This window comes from uncultured Nitrosomonas sp., assembly GCF_902826915.1.
GTDB lineage: Bacteria > Pseudomonadota > Gammaproteobacteria > Burkholderiales > Nitrosomonadaceae > Nitrosomonas.
The window spans coordinates 43,049-54,903 of record NZ_CADEGP010000011.1 but is presented as its reverse complement, the minus strand read 5'-3'; the positions used below and the strand labels follow the sequence as shown (position 1 = coordinate 54,903).

The following is an 11,855-nucleotide window of genomic DNA, read 5'->3' as shown; positions in this document are numbered from 1 at the left end:
AGATTTCCACTTAAAATATGGGAAAAACTGTCCAATCAAGTGTGACCACCTCTATCGGCTCAAATACCACTGTCGCGCCGGCTTGTGTAGCGAGTTGTGCCGTTTCGTCAGTTGAATTGTTATCGACGACGATGATCTCATAAGTGAAACCGGACTCTAGGTTTGACCTGATGGACTCTTGGATAGAATTTAAACAATCCAGAATCAGCTGCTCTTCGTTAAAAGCAGGAATAACGATGGATAGGCGCATGTGCCAACAGAATTTTTAAGAAAAAATTTTAAGTGCATCTTTCATGGAGAGTGAAAAAACACTCTCCATGAAAGATTAGAACTCGCCTGATTTGATGTAAGGTTGTGACCATAGAATTACTTGCATCAGCACCGATTTGCGCCATGCATCTTGCATGCGATCTACATCATCACGAGAATGGCCATCTTTTTCCAAGAACGGACGTAGCGTAGTAGTAATCGGAATCAGTAACGCAAAAATATAATGGATATGAATGATGGGGACGGATTTTACGTTGTCCGTGGTATTTTTCTTCGAACTGTGGTGACGTAATCCGATTTCATATTGATAATTGAGCCAGTCTTGATTGTACTCGGCATTGGCGGTATCGAGAATCCATTGTCCAAAGCGTTTGCGTACACCACCCAGGTAATCCATGTTGGGCTGACCGTCGGCCGCATTGGTAAAATAGTGCAACAGGAAAGGGGTTGAGCCGACAAAACCATACCATACATCCAGGATTTGCTCGACCTGATCCTTCAGCACGTCATGCGACATTTTTAGATAACGTATGTCATCATCGCCAAACAGACTGGCTTGTTTCAGCTTGGAAAAATCATCTATGGATACGGGAGATTTTTGCAGCGAAGCGCTGCCATAAGTATAACCAGGTATATTGACTGTCATAAGACTTCCTTTTGAAATGCAAAACATCATCGCACAAAACAATCAACTTTAATGCTATATGATTGATAGCATGCGACTATGCAATGAATGATAATAAATTACAAATAATTTGATTGCGTATAAAAGTGACACTCGCGATGCGGATTTTACAGGATTGGTTATTCATTCGGGTAGACTTTCTAGGATTAACCACGGGGAATTCTTAATAAAGCATCCAACCAATCTTTCCAACGTCGATATTTTTTCAAGAGCGCGATGTTTGTTTGCTTACTTTCTACTTTATGCATTTCTCGGTGGCAGGTTACTTTAAATCCATAGGTCAACACGGCAGTACCTTGCAGACTCGTTTCTTTTTGTTGCAGGTGATAAACCGGAAAGGTAGTACATTGTGCGATGCCATATTGCAAACAGGGTAACTCGGATAAGCCCCCAGACAAATAAGCTCGAGTTAACGGCGCATACTGGTGAAATTCTTCTAGGATGCGCACAACCCGGAAAACAATCGCTTCGAGCAACAGTGAAGCAACTTGCCGTGAGGTAAATCCGGTGACAGGTTGAGAAAAATGAATACCCCAATCCTTGCAAAAATAAGGCGCGCCTAAACCACTGGGTTCAGCCAAACAAAAAATATCGTTGCCTGCCAGATCTTCAAAGCGACACTCATTTACCGGATAAGATGCAAGCGCGGCAGCAATAGAGTTGAGCGTACCTTCAATAGCAAATTGCACGTACTGGTTTTCGTTTTGATAAACCAATGTTTGCAAATAACCATCAAATGCTACTTCCTTTTTACCAAGCGAACGAATCACAAAACCGCCTGTGCCAAGATTGACCAAAGCGTCGCTCTGACTGTTAGCCAAACTGGCAATCAGGGCCGCCGATTGATCGCCAACACTGGCTTTTAAGATTAAGCCATTATTTAAAAGCAGACTCAATCCTGTTGAGGGTCTGATTTGCGGCAAAATTGAATAGGGAATATCGAATAAATGACATAAAGCATTTGACCACTGCTGCTGATAAATATCCATCAGCAGCGTGCGTGCAGCCATAGATGCATCGGTGACAAAATGCTCTTTGTCTGTCCAGCGCCAAATCAAAAATGTATCCAGCGTACCGGTTAGCCATTCGCCTTGAATAAGCTTATCTCGCCATACCGGATTTTCCCGCAACAATACACTCAATTTAGTTGCAAAATAATAGGGTGTTAACTGCAAGCCGCTGAGTTTGTGAATGGTGTCTGACGATGCCTGCAAGTGATCACAACAGCTTGCACCTCGGTCATCTTGCCAGGATATTAATGGCGTTACTGGTTCACCGGTGGTTTTATTCCAGAGCAGGAAAGATGAGCGTTGGCTGCATAATCCTAACGGCGGTTTGTCACGCGTTAGTGCAAGGCATTCTTTGAGTACCCGCTCAGCAGTCGCAACATAGTGTAGCGCATCGCTTTCGTATCGCCCATTCCAATTATCGATGACAGGTGCCGGGTAAGTGACAATGTGCTGGAGCATCCCTTGTTGATCCATTAGGGCAGCTTTGATGGATGTCGTGCCCAAGTCGAGCGCAACTGCCACGGTCACTGCATGCTCCGGTATCTGTCGCAACGCGTAATTTCCTGCGCAATTTGCGTGCTGCTCCAATTCAAAATACCAGCTATGTATTGAGCAATTTTTAGCAATTGATCTTCGGTAATTTTTGACAATATAAGTAAAGGCATGCGACGGCGCAGCAAATCATCCAGATGAATCACCATCTCGGTTGCTGCACAGTGCATCAAATCAGCACGAAGAAATGGTAACGAAGGAATAATGCGTTGCGCCAAATCGGATTCCATTTCGATACGTTGGAAAATTTCTACGCTATGCACACCGTGGCGACGCAACAACCAGTGTGCGCTTTCCGCATCAATGCCTAGTTGTGCCGCTTGGTCAGACATACGGGCAGACCAAACCGTGAAATTTTCTTGCGGCGCCCAGGGGAACAAACGATCCTGAGTTGCACAAGGCAGTGAAACACCCAGCTGTGCGCATATTGCATCAACGATACGCGTAGCGTCCTGGCGCGACGAAGTGATTTTTCCGCCAATGGCATAATGTACGCCGTTGGGCGCGGATTTTAATTCCCAATCGCGGCTAACAGCTGAAGGTGAACTGGAGGAAACTGTCGATATATTTTGTTTAAAAACCCGAACACCCGCAAAGCTACCGATGATATCGCTGCGCGTCCACGGTGTGTTCAGATAACTATTGACAGCGGCGAGCAAATAATCAATGTCGCTGTCTTCAGCCGTAACTTGTTCCACATCGCCTTTGAAATCGGTATCGGTTGTTCCAAGTAGCGTTAAACCATACCACGGAACCATAAAAAATACGCGCCCATCCGATTCGGCGGTCAGTAACAAAGCTTCAGCATTCAACAAAGCAGGCATGACAAGATGAACACCCTTAGCGAGACGACACCATGCACTGCTTGGTGCTTCCTCAGTCAGCCACTGCCCAGTCGTAAAAACAATTTGTTTAGCATCGATCCTTTGTTTATTTTGGGTCAGTTGATCTTGAATGATCGCGCCATCGGCTTTGCCATCTGTTTCCGATAGTTGTATCAATCGACAATAATTGACGCAACAAGCGCCGGCTGTTTGGGCACCTGCAATCAATTCCAAGGTCAACCTTGCGTCATCCGTTTGTGCATCAGCGTAGGTAAATCCTCCTTTCAGGCTATCTTCTCGGATCATAGGAAAATACGCGTTAAATTGCTTGGCATCATAATAACGGTGACGCATGGACGCACTTGTATCGCTGGCCAAATAATCATACAACGACAAGCCCAGCTTCAATTGCAATCGGTTGATGCGCTGTTGTGCGTAAACCGGAACGCCAAAGTGCAGCGGCCATACACGGTGAGGCGCAACGCGCAGCAGCATAGTTCGTTCCTGGAGTGATTTCCTCACTAGCTTGAAATCGTATGTTTCCAGGTAACGCAAACCGCCATGAATCAACTTGGTCGATGCTGAAGATGTCCCGCTGGCCCAATCGTTTTGTTCGATGATAGCCACCTTCAAACCGCGAAGTGCAGCATCATACGCTGTCCAAGCACCGTAAATGCCACCGCCACAAATCAAAAGATCGAATGATTGAGCAGATAATGCTGCCAAATCACGTTTCATTGATCGCGCAGTATCAGTGCTTTGTCAGGTAAATCGCTAATCAAGATATCAACCTCTAGCTGCAAAGCTTTAGTGATTTCAGCCTCACTATTGCAGGTATATACACCAACACATTTACGTTGATCATGCAACAAATTGACCATTGCTTGATCAGTGCTTGCAATCGGCAGACAAAAACCATACAGAAAATCATGGGTAGTCAGTAATTGGCGTGCATCGACGATGGTTTGCTCGATTTCAAAGTTATAAACCAATGGAATCTCTGGCCGATAGCGGTAGGCATATTCCAGACTCGCAAGATTGAAGGAGGAAACCAGTATGCCTTGCTCAGGGTTGTTGCCAATCAAGTCCAGCGTTTGGCGCATTTTTGTTTGGTGACGAGTAGGCGGTTCCCAGTCACGGTTTTTGACTTCGATCAATAAGTGGCAGGATTTGCGATAAGTGATTAGAAAGTCCTGCAGAGTCAGGATGCCTTCATTTTCAGAACTTGAATTAATCAACGTTTGTAGTTGCTGATAATCAAAATCATCAATGCGCTTATCGTTCATTCTGATTTTATCGAGAAAACGATCATGCCACAACACAGCGACTTCGTCCCGGCTCAATTGCACATCGGTTTCAATGCCATCAATAGCATATCGTAATGCTCTGTCAAAAGCATTACGGGTGTTTTCCATAGCTTCCCGATTTGCGCCACGATGCGCAAACACCATACTTTTTTTAGGCAAGGAGTAGTTATGCTCGGACATCGTGTTCATGAGTGGTATTGCGCTTTATTGAGTGGCTTGCAGCAACTCGATGATGGCAGGATCTTTGGCAAGTTCAACCGCGGTTTTTCCGGTTTTGCTTTTAATCTTTATGTCAGCGCCTTTGACCAATAATACTTTTACCGCATCGGCATGGTCGTGCAAGCCTGCCCACATTAATGCGGTTACACCATCGTCATTTTGCTGATTAATATTAGCGCCGCTATCCAGTAAGATTTCTATGACCGGCGCGTGTCCGTTTTGCGCGGCCAGAATCAACGGAGTGAATCCATTATTGGCTTGATGATTCACCGTAGCGCCATGCTTGATAAGAGCTTCTACTACCTCAGCGTTACCCATTAATGACGCCAAAATCAGGGGCGTCGCGTCATTCTCGTCTTTTGCGTCAACTTTAGCGCCCTTTACCAGCAGAGCATTGACAATATCAAGGTGGCCATTTTGTGCAGAGACATACAATGGCGTAGTATTGTTAACCGCTATCAAATCAACAGGGGCGTTTTTTGCTAATAAGGTTTCAACAATTGCCGTATGTCCGTTTCTTGCAGCCATGTATAGTGCGGTAGTATTGTCGGACGCCTGCACATCAATTTTTGCGCCTTTAGCCAGGAGCTTGTCGACGATGGCGCTTCTGCCTTCCAGGGCGGCAATGATTAAGGCCGTAAGTTTTTCCTGAGTTTGCAGATGGATATCCGCACCTTTTTCAAGCAGCGTATCGACGATCGCTTCATGGCCTTTTTGTATTGCCAGCATCAGCGGTGTAATACCATCGGTAGTTTGCGCATTAATATCCGCGCCTTTGGCTAACAGCATATCAACGATGTCAGCATAGCCATTTTTTGCAGCAACGGTCAATGCAGTTACATCACCCGCATTCTTAATAGTTACATCAGCATTTTTTTCCAGCAATTGATCGACAATATCGCCATGTCCAAATTGGGAAGCCACAATGAGCGCAGTAAATCCCATTTCGTTTTGGTAATTAACATTGACGCCTTTTTCCAATAATTGCTTAATAGCTTCTATATTTCCAGAGAATGCAGCTTTAAGAAATTCGCTTTCATCTTCGGTTGAAGCATGGACAAAGGATGTCAATAAAAAGATGAGCATGATTGCGCACACGAAAATTTTGTGCACTGTATTAATTGAGTTTTTTATATAATTCATTGATTACACCTATATTGGACTTGTTATTATCAACTATCGGGGTTATTAACGGGATTCAGTAATCAATGCAACACGCATTGAAATAGATTGTGACCTCATTGATAATATTTTAACTCAGAAATATCTATTTTTAGGTTTAATTCGTTGTGAGCAGGCGTTCTAATTATTACAATTTAATGGCTGCGAGAACTACAAATGATGCCTCTCGATACTTTTCTGAATAATGGTTAAATTCGATAACTATGCATGATTGGATCGTTCCTGATTGGCCTGCGCCCAGCAATGTGAAAGCACTATTTACAACTCGCACAGGCGGTGTGAGCCACGGCGCAAATGGTATTTATGCTTCGCTGAATCTAGCTACACACGTTAATGATAATTTGGCCGACGTTACAAAAAATCGGACTTTATTACGCCGCTACTTACCGGCCGAGCCTAGGTGGTTAAAACAGGTGCACGGGACAGCACCGATCTCGATAGATCAGACGACAACGGAAATTCCAGAAGGAGATGCAGTTTTTAGCCGTAAGCGAAAAACAGTTTGCGCTGTAATGGTCGCCGATTGCTTGCCGGTATTATTATGTAATACAGCGGGCACTACCGTGGGTATCGTACATGCAGGTTGGCGCGGCTTGGCTGGAGGAATTATTGAAAAATCCATCCAAGCTATGCAAGCGGATCATGGTGAGCTGATAGCATGGCTGGGGCCAGCAATTGGCCCGAATCACTTTGAAGTCGGCACGGACGTCTACGAAGCTTTTGTTCAGCATGACCCACAGGCGAAACAAGGATTTGTAGCCAAGAGCGGGCAGAAAGGGGGAAAATGGCTCGCGGATATCTTTCTGTTGGCACGCCAACGCTTGACAAGCAGTGGCATTGCTCAGATTTATGGTGGAGAGATCTGTACTTTCAGTGATTCTGAGCATTTTTTCTCGTATCGTCGGGATGGTGTAACCGGACGCATGGCCGCTTTAATCTGGTTTGAGTAAAACTCTCTTTCTTAACTTGTTATTTATTGCATTGCAACAGCGTATAATCCCGCCTTTCTTTTTTAATTCGTGCTATGTCAACGCTTACCTGGATTATTGCTGTCAGTTTCCTGGGCGGCATATTGAGTCTGTTGGTTGCCGCAATATTGGCATTCAACGCCCGTGTGTCATGGCTCTCAGTACTCATATCCTATGCCATTGGTGCACTATTAGGCGTTGCCTTTTTAAATACCTTGCCCGAAGCGCTTGAGCATTCAGATAATCCAACGCAAGTAACCATCTTTGTATTATTCGGTATCTTAGTTTTTTTTATCCTGGAGAAACTGGTGTTATGGCGACATTGCCATTTAGAGGATTGCGAAGCGCATGATCCGCTACATGGTGTTGCGGCAACCCCGGGCAACCTTCATGAGCATGATCATGGGCGCAGCGGAATGATGATAATCGTAGGGGATACCTTTCATAATTTTGTCGACGGCATTCTGATTGCAGCTTCATTCATGGTCGATGTGCAATTAGGTATTGTGACATCGATTGCAATTATTGCTCACGAAATACCGCAAGAAGCGGGAGACTTCATTATTCTTCTGAATTCTGGCTATACGCGCCGCATGGCATTTTTATTAAACTTAGTGTCCAGCTTAGCTACTTTGGTAGGCGGTGTGCTAGCGTATTTTATGCTGAATGAAATGGATTATTTGATCCTGCCATTACTTGGAATTGCTTCGGCGAGCATGATTTATGTAGCCATGTCGGATTTGATTCCAAGTTTGCATAAACGCCCTGAGATTCATGCCACCATCCAGCAAGTTATTCTTATCTTATTAGGAATTTCTTCTATCTGGCTAATAGGAAATATCTTTCCCCATGCCTAGTCAAGCGAAGTGACAACATCACACGAGAAATTTTAGGAATTTTTTATGATAAAACGATTATTTGCGATATTTTTGTTACTTTTATATATCAATACGGTGCATGCCGAAAAGGGTGATATTCTTGAAAAGGTTGAGAGCAGTGCACGCTCTTGGTTAGGATCGGTTGATCGTGGGCAATATAAAGAAAGCTGGGAAAGCTCATCTCCTCTATTAAGAGCTAAAACACCCGAAGCGGAGTGGATCAAATCAATAACTGCAATTAGGTCATCGCGTGGTGCCATGAATGCTCGATTTATTGCGACGGCAAGTGCAGCAAAATCATTATCAGGATTTCCTGACGGAGATTATGTAATCTTACAGTTCTATACCACTTTTACTGAAAAAGGTTTGATTATGGAGACAGTAACGCTGGCCAAGACTCAAGATGGAATATGGCAAGTTTCTGAATATGCGATCAAATAAATAACCCTAGGGCAAAACCACGGGAAATCGCACGTCTAAAATGTAATCCAAAACCATTAAGCGTAGTTTTTTTCTTCAACAATTTAAGTGTATCTGCGTTCATCCAATGGATTTACGTATTAAATAAATCGAACTCAGGCACAACTGCGTTCCACCCAGTTATCATCCCGATTAAATTCCTGTAAAAAGCAAGCACAACGGTAAGATCACGGCAAAAATCCACGCACTAACTGAAAAAGCAACCTGATGGACAAAGACAGAAATGCGGAACGACAATTGATAATACTGGGCATGGCCGCAGAAAAAGGCAGGTGGCTACTCGTTTCAGTTGGATTTTTGATCAATGTTTGCTTAGGCTCCATTTATGCATTCAGCATTTTCAGAAAACCATTGGAGACCTTGTGGGGAATCACTTCGAGCCAAAGCGGCTATCCGTTTATGGTTTTTCTGGCAGTATTTGCAGTAGCAATGCCGCTGGCAGGCAATCTGATCGCACAATGGGGACCGAAAAAGACCGCAATGCTAGGCGGCATGCTGGTAGCGATAGGATGGATTGCTGCAAGTTTCTCTCCGGATATCTTTACCCTGACCATTTTGTACGGAGTAATCGGCGGCGCTGGGGTCGGCATCGTTTACGGCTGCCCGATTGCGGTAATCGCGAAATGGTTCCCTCAAAAAAGCGGTCTAGCGATTGGTTTAACGATTATGGGATTTGGCGTCTCGGCGCTAGTCACAGCACCCCTCTTGAAAGCGATGATCGACAATCCGGACATAGGGATCATGAACACATTTCTTTATTCAGGGATAGCATTTGGCGTAATCATTATGCTTTTGGCGCAGTTATTGAGTTTTCCACCAGACAAATGGGCTTCTGCAGAATCTGAAGCAATTTCTTCTGCTCATGCAACCGCTACATTGCCAACTTTGAATTTCTCCAGACAAGCAATGCTAAAAACTCCCAGTTTCTATGCGTTATGGGCTACCTACACAATCGGTTGTTTGGCTGGATTAATGGCGATTGGCATAGCATCCCCGGTGGGTACAGAAGTAGCCAAACTGGATGCAACGATGGCGGCGCTGGCTGTTTCACTTTTTGCGGTATTTAATGGCCTGGGACGACCAATATTTGGCGCCATTACCGATAAATTGGGTCCGAAACATAGCGCGATGCTTTCATTTATCCTGATTTTTGCAGCATCCTTAATGATGTCCTTTTTTGGGCAAGAAAACGCAATGCTGTACTTAGTCGCATTCTGCATATTATGGATGTGCCTGGGCGGATGGCTTGCACTGGCGCCCACTGCAACTGGAATTTTCTTTGGAAAGCAGTACTATGCGCAGAATTACGGGATCGTGTACACGGCCTATGGCGCCGGTGCCATCCTGGGAACACTGATATCGGGCAATATCAAAGACATCACCGGTAGCTATTTGGATGCATTTCCCATTGTGGCAGGGTTGGCGCTGCTTGGAATGATCATCGCCGCGATTGGATTGAATCCCGTCAAGCGCTAATAAACCGGCTGAAATACGATTTGGTAAATTGCTATCGTTAGCGTATAAACAGATACAACTATAGCCGATCCGCACATGCCTATCCCCTTCGAATATTGGTTGCATCACGGAATTTTCTACGCATTATTATGCGTGCGGATTACTTGTCATTCATCGAAATTTCAAAGTTAACTACACGCGCAAAATCAATCATTTCGCATTTTCCTTTCTTCCGACTTTACTATCATCCGTCATTGAATACCCCTATAGCGCAACAACATTTTTCATTGATATCATCTGCGTATTCATTTTTCTGACATTTTTTATCGCACCCTTACGCAATAGGATCAGGGTACTTTTTGTGATGTTTTGCTCGTTTGACAGGCCGGAAGATAGACCATTCACATTGATCTGGCTTTACACACAGTTTATCGCCAGCTACTTTATACTCATCCCGTTGCTGGCTTACTTCGAAAGCCGCGACATGCTACCGCTCGTCATGATCATCATTATTGCCAATGGCGTCGGTGACGGTCTGGCGGAACCCGTCGGGATAAGATTCGGCACAAGAAAATATACGACTTATGCGCTGTTTACCCAGCAAAAGTACGTTCGTAGTTATATGGGCAGCGCATGCGTATGGATAACGACGGTTATTGCCATACTGGCATTTCACCCCTATTTCAATTCCGCTCAGTTAGTCGCCGCACTACTGCTAATGCCGATCGTGATTACCTTAGCGGAAGCTTTTTCTCCTCATACCTGGGACAGCCCGCTCATCTATGCCACTGGAGGCATCTCATTGATCGGTATTTTTCATTATTTGTAATTCGATAATCGTCATTAAGCCACAGCGTGAATTATTTCGGATCGTACCGGATAGGAATACGTTAGAACGATGTTGGGATTCTCAATGTCATCCTCACTAACCGTGATGATTCTGATGACAGGTATTGATTCAAGACCCGCTACCTTGGTTGCCATGACACAACCACCTCAGTACGTCTTCTGCTCCAGTGTAATGCCCGTGATTTGAGCATATATAACTTCCGCCTTACGCGAGTTATGCATTTTTACCAGCCTCTTATTGAACGCAACTTAGCTTGCAATGACGTTGATAAATCAGCAAGCCCTTCGCCATTTGGCAAATAACGGATATGGCGTAAGTGGCGAAGGTCAAAAGGTATATCATGCTCAGATTGAGTTATTAGTATCACTTCTTTGCCTATTGCATGAGCAATGCCCGCCTCATAGAAAACATTAGGATTTTTTCCCGAGCAATCGCAAACCACAACCTTGGCTCTAGCAATGATGTTTACGATATCCTGAATTATTGCATGGTGCTCCCAAATATCATTTGCCCGTATGCAAGAAAAGCCTATTGAGGTTGTTGCTTGCTGCAGGGCTACGTATACAGGATTAAATCAGCACTAAAGGGCATCATTATAGAAACAAGGTTTTCATCCTGCGCGTATGCAGCTTCTAGAGAAAATACCTTTGGACTAACAACCCTTTTTTGTTGGTTCTGTAGTAGCAGCTTATATAAGTCAACATCACATACGCTCCAACATGTATGCGATAAACCGAAACGCCCTAGACGTAACTCAACCGAGTGGCCTTCCAACTCAGCGTTGGAGATTAGAAAAATACTATTATCAACTGCGTACTGAATTGATACCTCTGAGCGTCCGAACGTAACATTTATGATATGAGCCACTTTGGCAAATTATGGCCCACTCCCCCCCCGTTTCAGTAACTAAAAGTGCAGGATATTGTTTTAGTTTCTCTAGATTAAGTTGACCGTTTGAACAAAACCTACTGCCAACAGGATCGTCTTCTCTAATATAAAATCGGCTCGTTGACAATGTTCCACCAGAATCTGGCCACCCCTGATAAGCAACTAGCAAATGAAACATATTTCTATTCAATATTCCTATGGCTCATGGTTTTTTGTGCATAACTATATTTAGACGTTGCTAAATGATATAAATATTACGTCAGATGTAATAACTAGCTCTACAGAAT

General features: G+C 44.2%; 12 protein-coding genes. 5 read left to right on the top strand and 7 right to left on the bottom strand.

The features are described 5' to 3' along the window. Positions 1-10 precede the first annotated feature (10 nt). The 6 genes from QZV86_RS03375 to QZV86_RS03350 form a co-directional block, all read right to left on the bottom strand. Positions 11-250, bottom strand: a complete 240-nt coding sequence (locus QZV86_RS03375) for a glycosyltransferase (protein WP_295624035.1) — start codon at positions 248-250, stop codon at positions 11-13. 75 nt (positions 251-325) lie between these two features. Then, positions 326-916, bottom strand: coding sequence for a protoglobin domain-containing protein (locus QZV86_RS03370; RefSeq protein WP_295624033.1), 591 nt, complete (start codon positions 914-916; stop codon positions 326-328). Positions 917-1,101: 185 nt separating this feature from the next. Beyond that, positions 1,102-2,517, bottom strand: a complete 1,416-nt coding sequence (locus QZV86_RS03365) for an FGGY family carbohydrate kinase (RefSeq protein ID WP_295624031.1) — start codon at positions 2,515-2,517, stop codon at positions 1,102-1,104. Continuing rightward, positions 2,490-4,079: a glycerol-3-phosphate dehydrogenase/oxidase gene (locus QZV86_RS03360; protein WP_295624029.1), complete on the bottom strand. Its 1,590-nt coding sequence runs from the start codon at positions 4,077-4,079 to the stop codon at positions 2,490-2,492. Before QZV86_RS03360 ends, QZV86_RS03365 begins: the two co-directional genes overlap by 28 nt. Beyond that, positions 4,076-4,837 (bottom strand): glycerophosphodiester phosphodiesterase, encoded by a 762-nt coding sequence (locus QZV86_RS03355; protein ID WP_295624027.1) that lies wholly within the window; start codon positions 4,835-4,837, stop codon positions 4,076-4,078. The genes QZV86_RS03360 and QZV86_RS03355 overlap by 4 nt, the downstream gene beginning before the upstream one ends. 15 nt (positions 4,838-4,852) lie before the next feature. Next, a complete protein-coding gene (locus QZV86_RS03350) occupies positions 4,853-5,953 on the bottom strand; it encodes an ankyrin repeat domain-containing protein (protein WP_295624025.1) in 1,101 nt (366 codons plus the stop codon). 299 nt (positions 5,954-6,252) lie between these two features. Between QZV86_RS03350 and pgeF the strand changes: the two genes are divergently transcribed. From pgeF to QZV86_RS03325, 5 genes are all read left to right on the top strand, one after another. Beyond that, the gene (pgeF, locus tag QZV86_RS03345; RefSeq protein WP_295624023.1) at positions 6,253-6,999 is read left to right on the top strand and encodes a peptidoglycan editing factor PgeF; all 747 of its coding nucleotides are present in this window, start codon (positions 6,253-6,255) and stop codon (positions 6,997-6,999) included. A gap of 74 nt (positions 7,000-7,073) precedes the next feature. Further along, complete coding sequence (locus tag QZV86_RS03340; RefSeq protein ID WP_295624021.1) at positions 7,074-7,874, top strand: ZIP family metal transporter; 801 nt, start codon at positions 7,074-7,076, stop codon at positions 7,872-7,874. 45 nt (positions 7,875-7,919) lie between these two features. Beyond that, the gene (locus tag QZV86_RS03335) at positions 7,920-8,336 is read left to right on the top strand and encodes a DUF4019 domain-containing protein (protein ID WP_295624019.1); all 417 of its coding nucleotides are present in this window, start codon (positions 7,920-7,922) and stop codon (positions 8,334-8,336) included. A 246-nt stretch (positions 8,337-8,582) separates the two neighbouring features. Beyond that, on the top strand, positions 8,583-9,851 hold the full coding sequence (locus QZV86_RS03330; protein WP_295624017.1) for an OFA family MFS transporter: 1,269 nt from the start codon (positions 8,583-8,585) through the stop codon (positions 9,849-9,851). 343 nt (positions 9,852-10,194) lie between these two features. Beyond that, positions 10,195-10,659, top strand: a complete 465-nt coding sequence (locus QZV86_RS03325) for a hypothetical protein (protein WP_295624015.1) — start codon at positions 10,195-10,197, stop codon at positions 10,657-10,659. A gap of 14 nt (positions 10,660-10,673) precedes the next feature. On the opposite strand, the gene QZV86_RS03320 is transcribed toward QZV86_RS03325, so the two are convergent. Next, positions 10,674-10,814, bottom strand: a complete 141-nt coding sequence (locus tag QZV86_RS03320; RefSeq protein WP_295624013.1) for a hypothetical protein — start codon at positions 10,812-10,814, stop codon at positions 10,674-10,676. Positions 10,815-11,855 lie beyond the last annotated feature (1,041 nt).

Coding starts and splice junctions, on each gene's coding strand:
- QZV86_RS03370 (WP_295624033.1), bottom strand. CDS start 916: ATGACAGTCAATATACCTGGTTATACTTATGGCAGCGCTTCGCTGCAA.
- QZV86_RS03340 (WP_295624021.1), top strand. CDS start 7,074: ATGTCAACGCTTACCTGGATTATTGCTGTCAGTTTCCTGGGCGGCATA.
- QZV86_RS03320 (WP_295624013.1), bottom strand. CDS start 10,814: ATGGCAACCAAGGTAGCGGGTCTTGAATCAATACCTGTCATCAGAATC.
- QZV86_RS03325 (WP_295624015.1), top strand. CDS start 10,195: ATGTTTTGCTCGTTTGACAGGCCGGAAGATAGACCATTCACATTGATC.
- QZV86_RS03330 (WP_295624017.1), top strand. CDS start 8,583: ATGGACAAAGACAGAAATGCGGAACGACAATTGATAATACTGGGCATG.
- QZV86_RS03375 (WP_295624035.1), bottom strand. CDS start 250: ATGCGCCTATCCATCGTTATTCCTGCTTTTAACGAAGAGCAGCTGATT.
- QZV86_RS03335 (WP_295624019.1), top strand. CDS start 7,920: ATGATAAAACGATTATTTGCGATATTTTTGTTACTTTTATATATCAAT.
- QZV86_RS03350 (WP_295624025.1), bottom strand. CDS start 5,953: ATGCTCATCTTTTTATTGACATCCTTTGTCCATGCTTCAACCGAAGAT.
- QZV86_RS03355 (WP_295624027.1), bottom strand. CDS start 4,837: ATGAACACGATGTCCGAGCATAACTACTCCTTGCCTAAAAAAAGTATG.
- QZV86_RS03360 (WP_295624029.1), bottom strand. CDS start 4,079: ATGAAACGTGATTTGGCAGCATTATCTGCTCAATCATTCGATCTTTTG.
- pgeF (WP_295624023.1), top strand. CDS start 6,253: ATGCATGATTGGATCGTTCCTGATTGGCCTGCGCCCAGCAATGTGAAA.